Origin of the sequence: Dyadobacter sp. Leaf189 (assembly GCF_001424405.1) — a bacterium.
Lineage (GTDB): Bacteria > Bacteroidota > Bacteroidia > Cytophagales > Spirosomataceae > Dyadobacter.
Map to the genome: position 1 here is coordinate 460,832 of NZ_LMPS01000005.1, position 20,844 is coordinate 481,675.

Consider the following 20,844-nt stretch of genomic DNA (forward strand, 5'->3'; position numbering starts at 1 on the left):
CACTGCGCGCTTCAATATCCGGACGGGATTTCAGGTTAACTGTAGCTGATCAGGATTTTATGGCAAAAATATTACTCGCTGCCGCAGCGCTGGTTTTAGTATTGATAATGGGTTTTCGGAAGTCTGCAACTGACTCCGACTGGCCTGAATATTATGGCGATGGCGCACGCAGCCACTATTCACCATTGCAGCAAATCCACGCGGGTAACCTGGACAAGCTTGAAGTTGCCTGGACCTACGCCTCCGGCGGGGCAGATACCCTGCACGGTCGCACACAAATTCAATGCAATCCGATCATTATTAATGGTGTTCTCTACGGCGTCTCGGCTGGTATTCAGGCTTTTGCTGTGGAAGCGGCTACTGGTAAGGAGCTCTGGAAGACTAACCTGAAAGACAACGGAGGTACCCTCAGCCGCGGCGTGACTTACTGGGCTGACGGAAACGACAAACGTATTTTCTTCGGTGCCGGCCGCTGGCTTTACGCATTGAATGCGGTCAATGGGAAGTTGATTGACGAATTTGGTGAAAATGGCCGCATTGATCTTAAAACCGGCATCGAACGTCCTGGTTCTGACGAGTACATTACTGCCAATACACCCAATACAATTTTCAGGAACCTGATTATTACAAGTGGGCGGCTGGCCGAAGGGGAAACTGCATTGCTGGGCGACGTGCGCGCATTTGACACGCGCTCGGGCAAGCTGGTCTGGACATTTCATACCATTCCAACGCCCGGAGAGCCCGGTTACGAAACCTGGTCGCCGGGTAATCCGCGTGAGCGGCTCGGCGGCGCAAATGCGTGGATGGGAATGGCGGTGGACAGATCACGCGGGATTGTGTACGTACCGACCGGCTCGGCCGCTTACGATTTTTATGGGGGAAACAGGCACGGTGATAATCTGTACGCAAACTGCCTGCTCGCTCTTGACGCTTCAACAGGAAAGCTGCTCTGGCATTACCAGCTTGTGCACCATGATATCTGGGATCGGGACCCGCCTTCGCCACCCAATCTGCTGACCATTACCAGGAATGGGAAAAAGGTGGACGTGGTCACGATCACAACCAAGCAGGGGCACATTTTTGTGTTCGACAGAGTTACGGGTAAGCCCGTATTTCCGATCGACGAAAAGCCATTTCCGCAGGATGGCGTTGCGGGTGAAAAGGTGAGCCCGACACAGCCAATACCTGCCTTACCAGTCCCATTTACCAGACAAGCTTTTAATGAACAGGATCTCAGTCCGTTTGTGGCAGATAAAGATTCATTGATTCAGGTGATCCGGAAAGCGAGAACCGGAACGCCGTACATTCCGCTTACCGAAAAACTGACCATTTTTTACCCGGGCACCGATGGTGGGGCGCAATGGGGCGGGGCGGCCACTGATCCGGAAGGCGTCATGTACGTGCCCGCGAAAGAAATTCCTGTATATACCACATTGATTCCCAGAGCAGATCCGAATGCAAAAAGTGCTGGCGGTAACAGCGGGAAACAACTGTACACGCTCTACTGTGCAGCTTGTCACGGTGCAGATCAGAAGGGAAATCATGACGGTTCATATCCTTCACTGCTGCAATTGGGAAGTCGGTTTAAACCAGCCCAGGCGCACGAGGTACTGCAAAAGGGGAGAGGAATGATGCCTTCTTTCTCGCATCTTTCGCAGGCAGAAAGGGACGCGATCGTCGACTTCTTGTTTGAAAAAGAATCAGGCAACAATGTGGCGGTTTCGCAAAAACTGGCAATTCCTTACCAGCATACAGGATACAACCGGTGGTACGACAGGAACGGGTACCCAATTAGCGCGCCGCCCTGGGGGACGCTCACGGCAGTGGACCTGAATACCGGACAACATCGCTGGCAGGTGCCGCTGGGTGAGTATCCGGAATTAACCAAAAAGGGGATACCGCCGACGGGGACGGACAATTACGGAGGCCCGCTTGTAACAGCAGGAGGGATCGTTTTCATTGCAGCCAGCCGCGATGAGAAGATCCGCGCATTTGACAAAAAGACCGGAAAGATATTGTGGGAAAGTGCTTTACCAGCCGCTGGTTATGCTACGCCAAGTACCTATACGGTCAATGGAAAGCAGTTTGTAGTCATCGCTTGTGGCGGCGGGAAGTTGAAGACCAGGTCAGGTGACCGTTATGTCGCATTTGCATTGACAGAAAATTGAATGTACTTTCTTTTTCCCGGAAAAAGATTAGTTCAGTCAGGTGCTAACCTGAAAGATCGCTTGGTCAACCAACAGGTATATACGCACCGGTTTGTTGAACAAGAAATATAAAGAATATCCGGAAATATCCCGCGGCAGCGCGATCGTCGGGCGGAAAATTCCCAACCACCGAAAACCTTCTCCCAACGGCGAACTGCCAGCAGGGATATTTCCGGATATGTTATAAAAGGTACGCAGTGCAGCAGCTACAATTACCAGCCTTCGTTAAAGGCATTGTAAAAAATACCACCTTGCCCGGCCGTGCAGCCAGACGTGCGTCTTGAAAAACAATCGCATTCATGAGCGAATAAATTTGCTGTTTGCTATATGGCAGTCGGGTGGTTCAAGAGCCATAGTCTATTAATTTGATAGACAAAGTAAATTTATAGTTCCGGAATAAGCAAATGCGACGACGTTATTTTCTGAAAAATTTTCGAGAGAGATATTATAACCTTATTCGGTACGCCCAAAATCAATAAAAAGCTCCATCCTGAGCAGGAAGGAGCTTTTCTCCGGAAGTGGATATCTGCTAATTGGCTTCGACGTGCTTCCTGAAGTTGTCCAGGATAGCCTGCCAGCCTTGCTGCTGCATTTCTACGGAATTTTCACCTTCGGCATCGAAAACCTCTGTCACTGTCGTATTGTCGCCCGCACTTTCAAACATTACCTTGACATTTCGGCCGTCTGCCAGATCATAATCAAGCAGCTTTTCATTTTCAACCTGTGTGTACACCCCACCGAAGTCGAAGCTGAAACTGCCGTCTTTCGCTGCCATGGTAGTCGTAAAGGATCCGCCTACTCGAAGATCATTTTCGGATTTGGGCGCATGCCAGTCATCTGACGCGAAGCACCATTGTGTTACATGTTCCGGCGAGTTGAAGTAGGTCCAGACTTTTGAGACAGGTGCATTGATTGTTGTTGATACCGTTACTTTCTGAGCTTGCGTTTCCATGTCTTTGTTCTTTTGTGATTGATGATGTTACAAAGTTGGCAGCACTCAGCGAAATCAGTGGGTGCTGATCATGACAAAGCTGGGGGTAAAATGCGTCAATCACCCGTTCGCTATGATTATTGATACCTGCCTTTTGCACATCGCGTGCAGCCATCTGCTAAGTATTAGCGCCAACCTGCTTTTAACCAGGAGCGGCGAGTGGCAAAATATGCAATTTTGTGCAAGCACTTACCACACTATGACGATGCATACACCGAGACCCGGCCGATTTATTGACCCGTTTACCGATTTTGGTTTCAAAAGGATTTTTGGTTCCGAGCCGAACAAGGATCTGCTTATTGATTTCCTGAATGCGCTGTTGGCTGGCGAGCGGGTTATTACTGATTTGACTTACGACAAAACCGAGCAGAATGGAACGCTTCCCGGCGACCGTAAAGTGATCTTTGACCTGCTGTGTAAAGGAATTGATGGAGAACAGTTTATTATAGAAATGCAGCGTATCCGCCAGGACTACTTCAAAGATAGGTGCCTTTATTACGTTTCTTCGCTGATCAGGGACCAGGTTCCGGTCAGCTTGAGCAAATGGAATTATCTCTTGAAACCAGTTTACCTGATCGGGATTATGGATTTCTGCTTTGATGATGCATCCGATCATGACTTCATTCACAGGATCAGTTTGCGATATCCGTCAGGGGAAATATTTTATAACAAGCTGGGTTTTGTATACGTCGAAATCCCCAGGTTTAATAAGGAGGAGGAACAACTTTGCTCTTCCATGGATAATTGGCTGTTCTTATTGAAACATATGAATGAATTGGATAAATTACCATTGTTTTTACGTAAGCCTGTTTTTGAAAAACTGTTTGAGATCGCTGAGGTCAGTAACTTAACCAAAGAAGAAAAGATGGCATATGATGCAAGTTTGAAACAACAAAGAGATTGGTACGCAACTACGGAGTCCCTTTTGAATGAGGGTGAAAGGAAGGGAATAGAGGAGGGGATCCTTTTAGCAAAACTTGAAACCGCCAGGAAAATGAAGGCGAAGGGACTGCATGAAGACCTCATCCGCGAGCTTACAGGTTTGTCGGTTGAAGAAGTCAAAAATGCTTGAAGTTGCGTCCGCAGCTCCTGCAGATGCGTTAGCTCTTGCTCAATGCGATCCGATTGAAATATTTCGGTTTGCAACTGGTTTGCTGATCGCAATTTGGGCGTCGTAATATTTAAGCAGACAATGGTACAGGATCAGCTCATAAGTTCTTTGCTGACTTGCGAAAATGCGGTTGATACTCATATGGATCAGGCTCGCAAGAAGTGACTCTTTTTGCAGCTCGTCCGCTGCTGCCAGCTGTGTCAGAATCTGCTGCTGTTCCGGACATACATCAAACTCGGCTAGCAAAAGCGTCTGGTGTATCTCTGTTTTGCTTTGTTGAAATCTGACGTTCAACTTCTTACGCAATGCAGTGTCTCCTTTGAATTCCTGAAAAAAACCATCTTTAAGCTTTTCCAGCAATGTATGCTTCTGTTTCAATGACAGTCCTGCCCGGGTAAGAATCAGGTCGGTTTTCTTCACAGCAAACAAAAAACGCTCGTGCTCTTCACAGGTCCTGCTGGCCAGGAACCGCATGGTATCCAGCGAATCCAGGTGAAAAAACTGCTCGCAGAGTTCCATGTTTTGCCTACCGTACCGGGTAATTTCCCTTTGGTAAAGGTCGGTTTGAATGTTATAAACAACGCCCGACTTGATAAAGGGTTCAAGCGCCTTTCTGATGATCCTGATGACCTTGATGTGAAACTGATCGGCCGGATTTCCCTTGAAGCGCAGGCGAAGATGCGGATCAGGATCCCGGTATCTCACGAAGAAAAACGACTCAATCGTTTCAGCCCGGAGCATCTTGCCCACGGTATGATACAGCTGGCTGATCAGCGGCGATTCGTTTGATTTGTCGTGTGTATAGAGTTTTAGATATAGCCATTCATCTCCCAGAATGTGGTTGGTAGGAACATTATCATTCTCAACCACCGACACGCCACGAACAGGAGCGACGCTTCGGTCAATAAAGGGAATCACAAGCTCCGATACGAACTTTTCACTGCCATTTGAAAGAATGCATTGCCCAGGCTCACCGAGAAATTCCATTAGCCTCACAGTCTCACTTTTTTTACAAATATCGGCAAGCAATTGAATGGAATCGGGCAGCGAGGTATCTATCAGCAGTTCATTATCGCCGGACGCCACCACAAATCGGCCCGGTAGCTTCAATTGCAGTAGCTGCTGTTGAAGTGCCTGCATATTTCCTGAGGCAAATGCATTGGTTTGCAGCACCCAGCTTTCGCGAGCGACAATAATGTTATCAAAGCTAATCCTCGGTAAATGCGGCTGTTTGGCCAGAAATCCCCAATCCCAAATCAGGTTGAGATTAGCATCCTGCTCCTGAAGATCGGAAAGGAAGCGGTAAACGGGTAACCCTTTCCGGTGATTGTGCATGTTTGATAGGCGCGGGATTACCCGTTTGTTCAAACGTTTCGACCGAAGGATAATCTCATTGTTTACCACGGAAACCATCAGGTCGTCAACACGGATCCTGAAAGCTTCACTTACGCTCGCCTGTCCCAGATAGGGGATTTCATACTTATAAAGCGCAGGTCTGTTTACGATGTTACCGGCCTTGCTATCAGGATGATGGATGATTTCGGCAAAGAGCACTTCCGGGTGCATTTGTTGTTCAGCCCGCGCGCAGTGTCGCAGCTTTTCGTCGAGCCCGTCAATACCCTGCGCAAACCGGCTCATCATATTCACAGCAGATGGTCCCTGGCAAGCGAGTAAGTTGAACTTATAATTACCCTGGTCAAGCGTCTGGTTTGAGGCAGCGAGCAAGTTTCCAAACAGAAAAAAGCTGCCAGCTTTCCTGGCCCGTGGCTCGCCAGAGCGGTTATTAGCGATGAACAGGAGGTCTTCTTCTGTCAGCCTAATCTCGTTTTCTCCTGCCTGCACTGCATTGAAGTACTTGCCGGCTAAAAATTGCTGCCACCAGATCTCAGATTGCGCGGCTGCGGGTTCATTGGCCGGCAGGTCAAGATCCTCGATCATAGGTGAGCTGGCCCCGCCGCATTTTGCACCGTATCCCACACCAACTTCTTCGTCCAATGCTTCCGCGAGGGAAACCTCTTCTCCGCCGTAGCGCTCAATAAGTCTTTTCTTAAAATGCAGCAGATCGCCGGGCAGCCTGGACTGGTTGAGCACCATCAGTTTCTCAACGCTCGCGCCAATTTCGCTTATAAGCTTGTCACTTAACTGGTTGTGATCCGTATGAAAGAAAGTATCAACTTTCATGACAGCCGGCTTTTGAAGCGGAAGCGCTAATCTTACCAGTTCGGCAGTAAGTTTTTCATTGGTTGCCAGGAGGTCTTCCGGGTTCTGCAACGCGCATTGAATGGCTTGAAGCGACAGTAGCAAATCACCGGTATCGTCCAGCTTTTCCAGTACGGAAATAATGTAAGGCAGGTAGCCAGGGCCTGAAATGGTAAGATTGGTGTCAGAAACTATAATCTGGTTTTCAATCAGCAACTCCACAAAACGAAGCGCCTCATGCGGGTCATTTCCTTTGGACATCAGCAACAACGCGAGGTCCCTCACATAAGCACCGTCGCGGCAGGCTTCCAGTACCAGCGACAATGCCTCCGATTTTTCAAGTCCGCTAATGAAGTATTTACTCTGGTTTCCATTACTGAGCAGCTCTACATAATGGTATTTGTTGCCCGCGTCGAAAAGGGAAGTATTAGTAGAAAACCGGAGCTGGGCACGGATTTCGGGTATTTGAAGCAGCTTTGCGCTCAATGCCGAAAGTACCTCCGTGTCAGGTGTAACGTGCTTTGTAAGTACGTTATCCGATAAACCCAGCCTGTTGGCACGCTCGATCTCTCCGGTGGTACAACATGAAAAAAGTCCGAAGGGCGTGCAGCGCGACGTACTCCGGACCAGGTATTTGTATAGTGTAGATAAGAGCTGCTTTTTCTCACTGACCTGCTCACCGCGCAGCCAGCGCATCATTCTTTCAAATAAATAAGGAGAGGCGACCAGGATCGCCTCTCGTGACAGCTGATCCCGCTCATAATACTCTTTTAAAAGCATTTCAAGCGGTCTCGCTGCTAGTTGTTGATGAATATGGAATAGGTGGTCAACTGACTTGACAGGCCTGCGGATCATATAAAAACCCAGGTGATCCATCATTTGACATAATGTTTTTGGCTAATAGATTGAATTATATATTGAGGCACACATAGGTACTTTGCAAAGTTGTTTCCATGTCAGTAATGCGGCCATTCTGTTTTGTCGGAGTAAGATTTACTAGACGCTCTTTTTTAACTTGTAGTTGTTGTTCATGTTTTGTTTTCGTTTTCATGGCTGTTTTTGGTTAGAAATTCGATGCTGTGTGAATTCTGATGGTGAAAATATTCAAATGAGAAGCCGTGAAATAATTATTTAGACCGATGGGGCTATTATTTCGACGAATGAAGCAAGAAGGGCGACAAATTACAGGACAGGCTGAACTTGCGCAACGGCCGCAAAAGCGAGGTCGATCCGAAGATAGGTATGGAATGTTTCGGAAGTCCTGCTTACGGTAAAGGTGTGGCGATCCGGATAAAGCAGATTTAGTCGTTTTGTCGTGTTTTTAAGACCAAATCCTCCTATTTCATCCGGTTTCGGAATGGAGGGCGCCGATGTCGGACTGGGAGGTGTACTATTCTCGACAGAAAAATAAAGCGTAGAATTTTCCAGCATGATGGTAATGTTCACAAAAGCACATTCCAGTGTTTTGCTCACTCCATGTTTAAAGGCATTTTCAACAAGTGATATGAGTAGCAATGGCGCGATCATACATCTGTCGGGATCGCCATCCAACTGGTAATATATCTTCGCCTTTTCGCCAAAACGGGCTTTCTCTAACTCAATATAACTTTCAATATAGTCGATTTCCTTTGCTAGTACTACCTTATCACGGTTCGATTCATAAAGGCTATATCTCATGAGATTGGAGAGACGTAGCACCAGCTCTGCCGCGTCCTCATCAAGATCGGCTGTTTTCGCATACACTGCATTCAGCGTATTAAACAGGAAGTGAGGGTTAATCTGTGATTTGAGAAAGCTGAGTTCCAGATTGAGGTTATCGCGCTGCAATTCCAAACTCTGACTTTGCAAGTCCAGATTATTCTTTTCAAGCTGCAGTCTGTCGCGTTCCAGGCGCAAATTTTGCGTACGAATGCTGATCGTATCCCGCATTATCTTCATTGCCAGGATAGGAGTCACGAAGAACAGGCTCCAAGCATAGTTGATGTAGGCTAATTTGAAGTCAGTTACCCAAGCAGTCCATCCATTTACTTTCAGGAAATCATTCCATAGTCTTGCGACATACAACGGCTTTCCGTCCACATAGCCATCGCTGATAGAAACAAGATACTCGAATTCGTAGAAATTGCTGATATAGATGAGCTGAAATAAGGCTGCGAGGCAAAGAATCAGCTCTATTACTTTCTTCTGATATAAAAACTTGGGAAAAACAATGTAGCCGAGCAGGTAAAATACGATCAAGGACTGGATTAAAATCGCAGTACTCGCGTGCCAAACAACCGCCAGATTATCCTTTGTAAGTGACGGAATTGAAGAGTAACGAAGTACTGCCCAGGTTATCAGCCAGGTCAGGAAGTGAAGAGAAAACCGGGTAATCTTGTCCCTCGCTATCATTTCAGATCTTGTTTTTCAGAAGGGCGCTCATTACGTCGGTGCGGTAAGTCACTCCAATAGGTACTTTCTTTCCATTGCGGGTCGTAATCTCATTGCCCTCGATCTCATGAATGGCGTCTTTGTTAATGATATAAGACCTGTTGACGCGCAGGAACAGCTGTTTGGAAAGTATGTCTTCGATCGTCGACATTTTCATGTGAATGACCGATACGCGATCCGACCAGTAGAGTTTCAGGTAATCTTTCATTCCCTCAATAAAATGGATTTCTTCCGGCCTCACCCTGATCAGCTTTTTGTTCTCCTTCAATAAGAGGAAGTCCGACTGCGGTTTGGCTGCATTCAGCGCCTCTGCGACCTGTTGCTCCGCTGGCTGCCATTCTTTTGGACTTTCAACTGGCGCTGCAACTGTGACAGCCGGCCGGTTTTGAAGTGCTTTATTTACCGCTTTTGAAAAACGTTCGAAAGAAACAGGCTTCATCAAATAGTCAGTCACCTGCTGTTCGTAACCCTCCAAAGCATACGACGGGTCCGCGGTGATCATGACCACAGCCGGGCGGACAGCGGGTAGCAATTTCAGTAATTCGAAGCCCGTAATACCAGGCATTTCAATGTCCAGGAAGATCAGTTCCGGTTGCAGCGCGCGGATCTGGAACAACGCCTCAGTGGCTGTGCTGCAAACAGATACAAGTTCCAGGTCGGGTGTTTTGCTCACATATTTCTGGATCAGGTCACGCGCGACGAGCTCATCGTCTACAATCATGCAGCGTAACCTTGGAGAAGAGATCATAATGGCGCTGAAAGTCTGGAAGGCTTAAAATTTATCGCAATAATATAGGCATTTGTCGAAGTTAATGCAGCATTGGACGAATTTATTTTCGGTACCGTCGCGCATTTTTTTATTTTGAAATTAATGACAAATGTCATTGCTATTCACCACTGTTTAACCGTTATGAAGCTCAATGCGACCGAAGAAAACGTCTACCGTGCGGTGGATGCGCTTCTCCAAATGAACAAAGTAAGGGTTACTTCCGCAACAGTACGAGAAAAGCTGTGGCATCACCCCGATTTTCCAGGTCTTACCGCAGTAAGTGACGTTCTCGACGAGCTCAATGTGCCGCACATGACCGCCAAGCTAAGTACGGACATGCTCAGTACCATGCCCGTACCCGCGCTGCTGATGCTGAATGTAGACGGTGGTATCATGGCGACAGTCCGCTCCGTGAGTGAAGGACAGGTGGAGTGGCTGCATACAGGCGAGGGGATCAGAAGAGAGCCGGTTGAAGATTTTGGTAAAAAATGGACCGGGGTAGTTCTGATGTCGGAATACTGCGAGGGAGCCGGGGATCCCGAATTCGACAAAAAGAAAAGGCTTGAAAGGCAGGACCAGTTCCGGATGGTAGCATTCGCAATGGCGGCGGCAGTTTCGCTTTGCGGGACCCTCTTTTATTCTCCCGGCCACCTGGCAGTGGAGGTGAAAGCGCCATTTTTTGAGCTTCTTGTGCTCAAATGCCTGGGCTTGGTCATGAGTCTGATCCTGGTCTGGTACAATCTCGATTCTTCTCATAGTTTCCTGAGGCGCATTTGCCAAAACAGTCAGCATTTTAATTGCAGAAGCCTGCTTGAATCGGCTGCGGGGCGGTTTTTAGGTGTTAACTGGTCTGAGATCGGGCTGATCTATTTTCTTGCTACACTCAGCGTAATGGTTTTTTCGCTGCTTTCGAAGAATGTGCCCGAGCTGCTCGCCTGGCTGATCCTGGTCAATATGATTACTATCCCTTATACATTCTACTCGATTTACTATCAGGCGTTTGTGGCTCGTCGCTGGTGCCTGCTGTGCCTCGCAGTACAGCTGGTGCTCTGGGCAGAGTTTTGGGTGGGATACCATTACACAAGCGAGCGTTCTCTGCTGCTTGTCTCCAACGTGTTACCCGTTTTCCTGATCGTTGTGCCGATCCTGATGCTCTTCTGGTGGATGATCAAGAAGGGCCTGATCGCTTCACTACGGCTCCCGGCCATTGAAAAAACGATAGAGCAGCTCAAATTCGACACGAATTACGTACAGGCGCTTTTTGGCAAAGACAAATACATTCCCGCTTTTTTTGAACAAATGAAAGTAGGGAAGCTGGGTAACCCACACGCAAACAATGTGCTTACCGTGGTAACAAACCCGTTGTGCGAAGTCTGCGCGCAGGTGCAGGCACAAATCCGCGAGCTGATTGCTGTAACGACCGATGTGCGGGTTCAGTTTGTATTCTCTGCTTCTCCGGCACCCGACGACGAATCGGGTATGATCGTAAAAAAGCTGTTGAACCTGCCTGAGGCTGAAATTCCGGGCTTACTCGAAAAGTGGTTCCTGCTTAGGTTTTTAGGTAAAAGCAGGTGGTTAAAGTCTATTAATACCATTCCTTCCGACCATTCAGCGGACCATCAGCTTGCATTGCACCTGGGCTGGATCGAGCTGGCCGGGATCAGTGCCACACCCGCGCTCTTCCTCAACGGGCATGAACTCCCGCGGCTCTATTCCGTGCGGGATGTAGAAAAACTCTGCCGCATTATCCAGGTTAACCCCGACCTGGTACGCTACTGAAAAGCCGCCTTTTCGTCTATCCGACACTTCCCAAATCGCCGGAACAACGCCGGTGAAATGCCGCATTCAGCCACCTTTGGCTTCGCTCTGGCATGATTAAAAATAACCAGCCTGGTTGTAGTTTGTGTAGAATCTACACTACACATTTCTCATTTTTATTGCACTATTGGCAATAAAGTAGATAAACTTTCAAAGAATGTGACCATTTTTAAACTTAACTTAACCGAACTTTGGTAGAAATTAATTTACATTTATATGTAAAATTACTACTCGCGTTAATCGGATTGTGAAGCTTGAATATGACAGAACCCCCACATCGTTGTAAGACGCCTCTTTAAAAAGCACAACCTAAAATTTGGAATAACTGTACTATGAAAAAACTGATACTTTTCAACAGAAGTATTGTAAGACTTTATTGTATTTCTTCTCTTTTAGTTTCCTCACTAACACTATCGGCCCAGCCCCGTTACTTTGCGGTTTCGCTGGTAAATGAAAACGACAAACCTTCCCTGGACGCAATCCGGCAAGCTAAAAGCGTGGGTTGTAATGCAGTGGCGATGACGGTACAATGGGGCGTGATCCACGGCAAGATCTCCCGGATACTGAAAGATGAAAACGGAGGTGGTTACAGCGTCTGGAAGCAGTACGACGATCAGATCGCACTGGCGCTTTCGCTGAATATGAAGGTTGCGCTCAATATTGCAGTAAGTACCGGCGATGATGTTACCAACAGTGCCTCAGATCGTTACGGTATTACAACCGGCGACGGCTGGCGCAAAGAGGAACGGATGGTGGTGGCCAATTACAGCGGCGAAGAGGCCGTTTTCCAGAAATGGGGAGGTCCGATCCGGCCTAATATCAGTCTGCAGTTCGTGATGACGTCGCTGGTTGCACAGTCTACCCGCGACAGGATTACCGGCTTTACAAATGAGGTAATCCAGCGCTACAAATACCTGCAGGATGACGGAAACCTGCTTTATGTAAATCTCGTATATACAAGACAGGGAGAAGGGGAATTTGAAATGGGATCGACTAAATACCATTACGAAGACCCGCTGGATATGGCTTACGCATTGACTGATTATTCTGCACCTATGGTACAGGGTTACCGCAGCTGGCTGATCGGGAAATATGGTGAAATCTCGGCTTTGAATGCAGCGTGGGGTAAAAGCTATAATTCATTTAACGAGGTTAATCCCAAAAAGCCGTCGGGAAGTACTTTCACCCAGGCTGACGGGACAGACTGGTTTCTCTACCGCACACACGTATTGAAAGAAACCAATGTTCTTTTCAAAAACACAGTAAAAGGCATTAATTCCAACATCAAGGTCATTACGCACCACGGATCAGTGTACGATAAGCTGGCGCGTGCTCGCGGTACACTTCCTTTTAACGAAATCGGGAAAGACCTCGACGGGATCAAGATCAATGACGACATTTACTACGACCACCGTTTTGCCCTCGACCTGCTGCGTTCCAACCTGCCTAACAGGCTGTACGTGAATGAGGCAGCTTACGTGACGGACGCATCTTCCGTAGTAAGGCTTGCCGAGGAAAGCTACACACACGGCGCGCAGATCGTGACATTGTTTTACCTGGAAAACGCAATGAAGTCGCCTGACGCAGTGAATGCAATCAAGAACCTGACTGCCAACTGGGTGAAAAACAAGCAGGTTACTTCACCTCAGCCTTCCAATAACGATAGCTTCACATTGTCGAATCTGATCAGCAGCGATGGCTGCTATACCAACCGTGACAGCTACTCAAATGATTGCGACGCTTACAAAAACTGGCGAAATGCTTATGGTAATGCAGGAAACAAGCCGGTTAATATCTACATGAAAGACGATGTAACTACCAAAGGCTGTTTTTACAAAGACCTGAAACTATCCCGCGATGGGGAGCAGGCGGCTGCAATTGTACCTAATAATGTAGATTACCATTTGACGGCAGACGATTGCCGCGTGATCGGTACCGTAAAAGGGAACGGACTGTCGGACAACAATTCGCCTCTCCGGGCTTATGTTACGATTGAAGATGAGGTGATCATGCACGAAGGTCAGCCTTTTGTTCAACGCCACTGGCGATTTGTGCCGGGTAACTCCAATGCAGGTCAGGCTACTGTTACATTATATGTAAGCCAGGATGAGTTCAATGCATTCAATGCGGTGAGTTCAGAAAAATTACCGGTAAATCCTGCCGATCCTGAAAACTTTAAGAAGAAACTGCGTATCATTCAATCGGGTGGTACAAGCGGCGCGAGAACAATGCAAGCTTCCATTGATCCTGCGGATCAGGATGTAAGATGGGATTCAATGCTGAATCTGTGGAAGATTACATTTACAGCCAATGATCTTTCTTCCTACTATCTCACTGCGGATAACGCTACGCCGCTGCCGGTGAAGCTCGTAAGCTTTACTGCCTCAAAAAAAGAGAATGCGGTAGAACTCAACTGGCAGACTTCCGAGGAATCAAACAGCGACCACTTCGCTGTTCAGCACAGTCTTGATGGAAAAAACTGGCTTTCAATCGGGAAAGTAGCAGCTGCGACTGAAAGTAAAATCACTACAAACTATACATTCACAGATCAGAACCCGGTTGCAGGCGAAAACCTGTACCGGTTGAAAATGGTAGATCGTGACAGCAGCTTTGCCCTGTCCAGGATCAATGCGGTGAAAATGGATGTTGGTAACGGGCTTGTACTTTATCCAAATCCGGTAAATGCAGGTGTTATCAACCTGGAATTCGCAGGTCAGGAACCCAAAGTAAAACTGACCGACCTGCTGGGCCGTGATGTAGCGGTGAGCACGGAGAAAACAGCAGGTAATAAGCTTGCAGTAAGAGCGCGCGGAAAGCTTTCCCCGGGACTGTACATTCTTACCGCTACCTACGGCACAGAACAAATGCGGCACAAAGTGCTGGTAGCAAATTAGCAACAATCCCATCCGCCTGTCTCAAAGGCGGAGCCTAAAAAAATCCCTACCCGTCTGTTTCAACAGGCGGAAGGACAACGGGCGTACCTTTGCTTTCATGCAGGGTACGCCCGTTTTATTTTCATTTATTCCCATCTGATACAACCATTCAGCGACCGGCGTACCTCTTTATTACAAATCAACATTGACTATGACCACGGAGGCAGAATTGATTTCTGGGTGTCTTCTACATGACAGGATTGCGCAGCGACGGTTGTACGACCGCTACAAAAATGCCATGTACACCCTCGCTTACCGGATCACGGGTGATTTTGATGATGCAAACGATGTCATACAGGATTCGTTTCTGGACGTGTTTCGACACCTCGACCAGTTTCGGGGTGAGTCCACATTGGGAGCCTGGATCAAAACGATCGTAATCAGGCGTTCGACCAAGAAAAAGCGGATTGTTATCTGGGAGAATATCGATGATGTAGCAGTGGGAGGGGTTGATTGGGGAGAACAGGAAATCAATGCATCTCACCTGGAAACGGCCATTCTGGCATTGCCTGACGGATTCCGGACGATTTTCGTTTTGGCAGAAGTAGAGGGGTACACCCATCGCGAAATTGCCGTAACACTTGGTATCTCGGAAGGGACCTCGAAATCACAGTTGTTTCATGCGAAAAGGAAGTTGCGCGGAATGCTTTCATGAATTGGAAAAATGGACAAGAATCAGCATACATTAAAGAACGCGATTGCCAAGCTGCCCGGCTACACGCCGGCGCCGCAAACCTGGGACTCGATCGGGGAGAAGCTGGGCGAGGAACCACTACGCAAGTCACTGCAGAGCCTACCGGAATATACCCCAGCTCCGATGGTGTGGGACGCGATCGAGCGAAAGGCGCCCGGTAGAGGCCGGTTTGCGGGCTGGCAGTATGCAGCGGCGATTTTGATTGCAGGTATTTCCGGGCTGCTGGTCTGGCGGGAAGTGCGGGTTACGCACGTATATTTTGCGCAGGAACAGTTTGACCCGCGACTTCAGGTAAGCGGTGAAATGGGTACCGACCAGCATTACGAGCTTTTAAAAGCTTACTGCGAAACAGAAACGCTGGTGTGTAACAGCGGCCGGTACAAGCGGCTTAGGGAAGAGTTTGAAACGCTGCATTCAGCGTCCAGCCAGTTGCAGGAGGCGATCGGGCAGTATAATACCGAGCCCGAATTGATGAAACAGCTGAATACCATTGAAAAACAGAAAGCGGCTATTTTGAATGAAATGGCCAAAATGATCTAGTCAAATCCCATGAAACAAATGCATTTGCTTTTGAAAACGTCCGTTTGCGCGTTGCTATGCTGCCTCACTGTGCAGCTTCGCGGACAGGGAACTTTGCAGGTAGCAACGCGCACCATTGAAAAGAATGTAGCAGCATCTACGGTCCGTGTCCTGCATATCAATGCGGAAAAGGCGGATATAGAGGTGAGTACGTGGGATAAAAACGAGATTTCCATTGTAATGCAGCTTTCAGCGCGGCACCCCGACAGAGCTGTGGCAGCGCGGGATCTGGCGAAAATCCAGTACCTGGCTGAACGTACGGGAAAAGACTTTTTTCTCCGCAATTATATATTGCTGAAAGATGGAGAAATGAAGCCGCAGTCGAATGTAAAAGCGCATTATAAAATCCAGCTGCCGGCAACCTGCGAAGTGGATCTTAAAAATACATTCGGTACCATTTTGCTCAAAGGGTTGCTCCGCGGCTTACAAATCAAGGCAGATTTCTGCAATACTACATTGGCTGACATTGAAGGCAAAGGCCAGTTCAATACCAGCTTCGGAGAGCTGAAAGGCAGTCTGCTATCCGGCAGCTTCACGCTTACGAGCGATCACACGAAGGTTGTGCTCACAGATGTTGCAGGTACATTGAAAGTCGATTCGCAGTTTGGCAACGTTGAAATTCATCCCTCTGCCGGACTTACCAGCCTCGCGATCCGCTCAAAGAAAACAGAAGTAATGCTCGTTCAGAAAAACTGGCAGCAATTTGACTACAATATCAGCAGTGCCTACACATCGATCAAACTGCCAAACGGCTTCAAATGGAAGAAGAACACACCCGACTTCAAAGAGGCATTCTTCTCAGGAAACCGCCTTGCCAATGTGCTGATCAGTGCTGAGTTTGGGAATGTGACCATCAGGTAACAATGAGTAGAAATGGTGGGATGTAACTTTCTGTTGAAACATTTACAGAGACTCATCACTTACTCACCTCCATTTTATGATTCCATTTGCCAGACTTGGCCTAGTTGTTCAATTCGCATTTATATTCATTCTTTCGGATCATGTTTCGTTTTCTCAAACCGAAAGGCACTACCTCATCAAAGCCGGCCTGATGTATGATTCGGATGCGAATGCATTCGTTAAAAACAGGCAGATCTTAATCAAAGGAAAGACAATAGTCAAAGTCGGAGAGAAGCTGGAAGTGCCAAAAGGTACCGAGGTGCTGGATTACAGCAATGCAACTGTCACGCCAGGCCTGATTGATGCGCATACCCACATACTCACGAACCAGGGTCTTACCGATGCTTTGTCGGTTGACGCAGTAATGAATTCTTCTGAAAAGCGCGTGCTGCGTGCGGCAGGTTTTGCGAAAAGTTACCTGGATGCAGGTTTTACAACCATCAGGGACCTGGGGAATTCAGGTCAGTACCTGGATCTCGAAGTGAGCAGGGCAATAAACAAAGGATATATCACAGGGCCGCGAATGCTGGTTTCCGGGCCGATTATCGGTTCCATGGACGGTCAGCTCGACGGCCTGCCTTTTAAAGATTTCGACAGGGTTTCGCGGCAGGAGCAATCCATGGTCACCGGCGTGGACCAGGCGCGGCAGGCTGTTCTGGAACATATTGGTCGTGGTGTGGACGTGATCAAAATTCTGGCGATAGGAAACCGGCTCACGCTCACACTGGAAGAAATGAAGGCGATCGTTGAAACTGCCCACGCACAGCGTGTAAAAGTAACCGCCCATTGCGACCGCGACTGGGCGGTGCACAATGCAATCGAAGCGGGCGTCGACGGCATTGAACATGGTTATGGATTTAAGGAAGCTACCCTGGAATTAATGGCTAAAAAGGGGGTGTACCTCGTACCCACGTACAATTCGATCAATGTGGCTGAGCAGTACTACAAAGTACAAAAGATGCCTTACAAGCTGGAAGATGTACGCGCCGATCTTGAATCTTACCGCAAGTGGCTGGGCCAGATCCAGAAATCGGGGGTGTTGATGGTGGCAGGTTCGGACGCCTATTTTGAGATGCAGATGCCCCGCGGCGATCTGGCGAAGCAGACGATCTGGGGCTATAATGATTTCGGTATCTCTCCCGAAAATGTAATGAAATCCGCCACTGCCAATGCAGCTCACGCGCTTGAAATGAAAGACCAGATCGGAGTGATCAAGGAAGGCGCATTTGCTGATATCGCGGTCTTTGAGGGAGATCTCCAGAAGGACTTCAAAACTTCCTTACTCAATGTAAGAATGGTAATGAAAGAAGGGGAAATCCATTTGAGAAAGTAAAAGATTCCTCCTTAGTCCGCCACAGAACCGTCTGCATTGCTGGTCAGTATCTCGCTCATATAGTCGAAGAACGGCCGCATTCGCATGTATGTGAGGTTTGCCTGTTCAACGAAACCCGGGCTGAGCACTTCCTTGTCGGTGAACTTCCGCTGCAACAGAAATTGCTTGTAGCGCAACAGGTCGATCGCTTCATCTGTCGGGTCAAAACCCTTTGGCGTGGTTTTCAGCTGCTCACCGCGCAGTGAGCCGAATGTATCTGTAAATTCTTTGCTTGAAATAATTCTGCGGATTGGTGCCGGATCAAAGCTGATATCATCGCGGATGAGCTTCATATCCCTGGGCTCCGGCGCCCAGAACCCGCCTGCTACGAAAGTATTACCCGGTTCAATGTGGAAGTAATAGCCTCCCCTCCGCTGGGCTGTTGCTCGGGTAAATCCGCCGCTCCAATTGGTCTTGTAAGGTGTTTTATCCGGAGAAAACCGCGTATCGCGGTAAATGCGTTGTAAACTCTTCTTGCCCGAAACGGTCTCGATCACATCATGCTTGTTCATTTCGCCCAGTAAGGCGTCGGCAAATGCTTCAATGTATGCGAGCTGTTCCAGGTATTCGTCTTTGTGGGCATTGAACCAGTCGCGGTTATTGTTGTCTTTGAGCTTTTTCAGGAAGTCGATACTTGAAGCTGGGATCATAGAAGCTGTTGCAGTGAGTTGGGCTGCAAAATTCAAATTTTTAAACAACAATTATGGCGGCTAAGACAGGAGTTTTTTGTAAATGCCAAAGTTTTCATCATCATAACATACAAAAATCACCTGCTCAATGTCGGCTGTTTGTTTTAAAAATTCCTGAACGGTTTGAACAGCAATTTCTGCCGCGCGCTGTTTGGGAAAACCATAAACGCCGGTGCTGATGTTGGGGAAAGCAATTGTTTTAACCTGGTTCTCGACGGCCACACGCAAGCTGTTCCTGTAAGCCGAAGCAAGCAGTGCTTCCTCATTTTTGCCGCCTCCATTCCATACCGGGCCCACTGTGTGGATCACATATCTGGCTGGTAATTTTCCTCCCGTTGTAATCACTGCCTCTCCGGTTTTGCAGCCACCCTGCTTATTCCTTATTGCAATGCATTCATCCAGGATCGCCTTGCCGCCTGCGCTGTGAATAGCCCCGTCTACACCGCCGCCACCCAGCAGTGAGGAGTTAGCCGCGTTGACGATCGCGTCCGTTTTTATCTTCGTAATGTCACCTTTTGTCAGTTCTATCATAGCCTCAAAGTCGGTAAATGTCGTATTGGTAATGCGCATCCTGCACGGGCAGGTGCAGCTTCTTTTTTGAGAATAACGGCGGTTACTTACATTAAATTAAACCTATTCTTCCTTTATATATTCAAAAGCAAAACCTTAATCAAAAAATGGACCAAACGAATACACAGAAAGACAGTCCGGCGTCGTCGAGGAGGGATTTTATCAAAGCCTCAGCAACGGCTGCAGCAGGTTTTATGATCGTACCGCGTCACGTGCTCGGCAAGGGTTACCGCGCACCCAGCGATATGCTGACGGTTGCCGGAGTTGGTGTGGGAGGAAAAGGCAGGTCGGACATTGCGAGCTTTTTCAAAAGCGGCAAAGCCAACATCGGGTATTTGTGTGACGTAGACGACAGGAGAGCTGCGGAAACTGTGCAAACTTATCCCAAAGCCAAATACTATAAAGACTGGCGTGAAATGTTCGAAAAGGAGTCAAAGAACTTTGACGCAGTTTCGGTTTCAACGCCAGACCATACCCACGCTGTAGTAGCAATGGCCGCCATGCAAATGGGCAAGCACGTGTATGTGCAAAAGCCGATGACGCACGATATCTGGGAAGCCAGGAAGCTCACCGAAGCAGCTGCCAAATACAAGGTAGTGACGCAAATGGGTAACCAGGGTTCATCCGGCGACGGCGTAAGGCAGCTGCACGAATGGTATGATGCCGGCGTGATCGGGGATGTGGATACCGTTTATATCTGGACCAACCGGCCGATCTGGCCACAGGGTATTCCCTGGCCGAGCGACAAGCCCGCCGTTCCCAAAGAACTGAACTGGGATTTATGGCTGGGTACCGCTCCATATAAAGACTATGTTGACGGACTGATTCCTGGCAGCTGGCGCGGCTGGTGGGATTACGGTACCGGCGCATTGGGCGATCTGGGCTGCCACCTGATGGAAGCTCCTTTCCGCGTGCTTGGACTCAAATATGCAACTGACATGCAGGCGAGTGTGGGAAGTGTGTTCACAGGTTTTGGTAAAAGGGGTATTTTTCCTGACAGCTGTCCGCCTTCAAGCCACGCAACTTTGACGTTCCCAAAAACGCCGAGAACAAAAGGTCCGGTCACCATGCACTGGATGGATGGCGGGATCAAACCTGAGCGTCCGGAAGAGCTGGGACCTAACGAATTGTTCGGTGATGGCAACAGCGGGATCCTGTTTGTGGGTTCCAAAGGTAAGATGATGGCGAGCGAATATGCGGCGAATCCACGATTGCTGCCACTTAGCCGGATGCAGGAAGTGAAAGTAAAACAGAAATTTGCACGTGTACCCGGCAGTGCCGACGGTCACTATGCGCAGTGGGTTGAAGGCTGCATTGCCGGCTATGGTAAAATGGAGCTGAGCTCACCCTTTGAGCTGGCCGGACCTCTCACCGAAGCGATACTGGGTGCCAATCTCGCCATTCGTGGTGCGGATATGCCAAAAGCGCGCGAGGATGGAAAAGGATTTACGTACCCTGGCAGCAACATGAAAATGCTTTGGGATGCCCAAAATATGAAGGTTACGAACTTCGACGAAGTCAACCAATTTGTAAAAAGGAACTACCGCGAAGGCTGGAGCCTGGGAGTTTAGAATATGAAACA

15 protein-coding genes are annotated in these 20,844 nt (G+C 48.3%); 9 read left to right on the forward strand and 6 right to left on the reverse strand.

The window, feature by feature from the left end; translation table 11 throughout:
* Nucleotides 1-59 precede the first annotated feature (59 nt).
* Nucleotides 60-2,168 (forward strand): PQQ-binding-like beta-propeller repeat protein, encoded by a 2,109-nt coding sequence (locus tag ASG33_RS16295; protein ID WP_056287475.1) that lies wholly within the window; start codon nucleotides 60-62, stop codon nucleotides 2,166-2,168.
* A gap of 568 nt (nucleotides 2,169-2,736) precedes the next feature.
* Here the strand turns inward: ASG33_RS16295 and ASG33_RS16300 are convergent.
* Nucleotides 2,737-3,159 (reverse strand): SRPBCC family protein, encoded by a 423-nt coding sequence (locus ASG33_RS16300; RefSeq protein ID WP_056287477.1) that lies wholly within the window; start codon nucleotides 3,157-3,159, stop codon nucleotides 2,737-2,739.
* Between the two features lie 244 nt (nucleotides 3,160-3,403).
* Here ASG33_RS16300 and ASG33_RS16305 point away from each other — a divergent pair, with 244 nt between their 5' ends.
* Nucleotides 3,404-4,270, forward strand: coding sequence for an Rpn family recombination-promoting nuclease/putative transposase (locus ASG33_RS16305; protein WP_056288570.1), 867 nt, complete (start codon nucleotides 3,404-3,406; stop codon nucleotides 4,268-4,270).
* Nucleotides 4,271-4,309: 39 nt separating this feature from the next.
* On the opposite strand, the gene ASG33_RS16310 is transcribed toward ASG33_RS16305, so the two are convergent.
* From ASG33_RS16310 to ASG33_RS16320, 3 genes are all read right to left on the reverse strand, one after another.
* On the reverse strand, nucleotides 4,310-7,387 hold the full coding sequence (locus tag ASG33_RS16310; RefSeq protein WP_056287480.1) for a lantibiotic dehydratase: 3,078 nt from the start codon (nucleotides 7,385-7,387) through the stop codon (nucleotides 4,310-4,312).
* 303 nt (nucleotides 7,388-7,690) lie between these two features.
* Nucleotides 7,691-8,899: a sensor histidine kinase gene (locus ASG33_RS16315; protein WP_056287482.1), complete on the reverse strand. Its 1,209-nt coding sequence runs from the start codon at nucleotides 8,897-8,899 to the stop codon at nucleotides 7,691-7,693.
* 1 nt (nucleotide 8,900) lies between these two features.
* A complete protein-coding gene (locus ASG33_RS16320; protein ID WP_229238681.1) occupies nucleotides 8,901-9,659 on the reverse strand; it encodes a LytTR family DNA-binding domain-containing protein in 759 nt (252 codons plus the stop codon).
* A gap of 189 nt (nucleotides 9,660-9,848) precedes the next feature.
* Here ASG33_RS16320 and ASG33_RS16325 point away from each other — a divergent pair, with 189 nt between their 5' ends.
* The 6 genes from ASG33_RS16325 (at nucleotide 9,849) to ASG33_RS16350 (ending at nucleotide 17,964) form a co-directional block, all read left to right on the forward strand.
* Nucleotides 9,849-11,486, forward strand: coding sequence for a vitamin K epoxide reductase family protein (locus ASG33_RS16325; RefSeq protein WP_056287486.1), 1,638 nt, complete (start codon nucleotides 9,849-9,851; stop codon nucleotides 11,484-11,486).
* Between the two features lie 371 nt (nucleotides 11,487-11,857).
* Complete coding sequence (locus tag ASG33_RS16330) at nucleotides 11,858-14,419, forward strand: T9SS type A sorting domain-containing protein (RefSeq protein WP_056287488.1); 2,562 nt, start codon at nucleotides 11,858-11,860, stop codon at nucleotides 14,417-14,419.
* A gap of 190 nt (nucleotides 14,420-14,609) precedes the next feature.
* Nucleotides 14,610-15,113, forward strand: coding sequence for an RNA polymerase sigma factor (locus ASG33_RS16335; protein WP_056287490.1), 504 nt, complete (start codon nucleotides 14,610-14,612; stop codon nucleotides 15,111-15,113).
* A gap of 9 nt (nucleotides 15,114-15,122) precedes the next feature.
* The gene (locus ASG33_RS16340) at nucleotides 15,123-15,692 is read left to right on the forward strand and encodes a hypothetical protein (RefSeq protein WP_056287492.1); all 570 of its coding nucleotides are present in this window, start codon (nucleotides 15,123-15,125) and stop codon (nucleotides 15,690-15,692) included.
* A 30-nt stretch (nucleotides 15,693-15,722) separates the two neighbouring features.
* Nucleotides 15,723-16,592 carry a DUF4097 family beta strand repeat-containing protein gene (locus tag ASG33_RS16345; protein ID WP_162242754.1) on the forward strand — a complete coding sequence of 290 codons (870 nt, stop codon included), beginning with the start codon at nucleotides 15,723-15,725 and terminating at the stop codon, nucleotides 16,590-16,592.
* Between the two features lie 76 nt (nucleotides 16,593-16,668).
* The gene (locus ASG33_RS16350) at nucleotides 16,669-17,964 is read left to right on the forward strand and encodes an amidohydrolase family protein (protein ID WP_056287496.1); all 1,296 of its coding nucleotides are present in this window, start codon (nucleotides 16,669-16,671) and stop codon (nucleotides 17,962-17,964) included.
* An 11-nt stretch (nucleotides 17,965-17,975) separates the two neighbouring features.
* Here ASG33_RS16350 and ASG33_RS16355 read toward each other — a convergent pair whose 3' ends face one another.
* Both ASG33_RS16355 and ASG33_RS16360 read right to left on the reverse strand, forming a co-directional pair.
* A complete protein-coding gene (locus ASG33_RS16355; RefSeq protein WP_056288573.1) occupies nucleotides 17,976-18,653 on the reverse strand; it encodes a DUF2461 domain-containing protein in 678 nt (225 codons plus the stop codon).
* A gap of 60 nt (nucleotides 18,654-18,713) precedes the next feature.
* Nucleotides 18,714-19,223: an O-acetyl-ADP-ribose deacetylase gene (locus ASG33_RS16360; protein WP_056288575.1), complete on the reverse strand. Its 510-nt coding sequence runs from the start codon at nucleotides 19,221-19,223 to the stop codon at nucleotides 18,714-18,716.
* A gap of 146 nt (nucleotides 19,224-19,369) precedes the next feature.
* Between ASG33_RS16360 and ASG33_RS16365 the strand changes: the two genes are divergently transcribed.
* Nucleotides 19,370-20,833 carry a Gfo/Idh/MocA family protein gene (locus ASG33_RS16365; protein ID WP_056287499.1) on the forward strand — a complete coding sequence of 488 codons (1,464 nt, stop codon included), beginning with the start codon at nucleotides 19,370-19,372 and terminating at the stop codon, nucleotides 20,831-20,833.
* The last annotated feature ends 11 nt before the right edge of the window (nucleotides 20,834-20,844 follow it).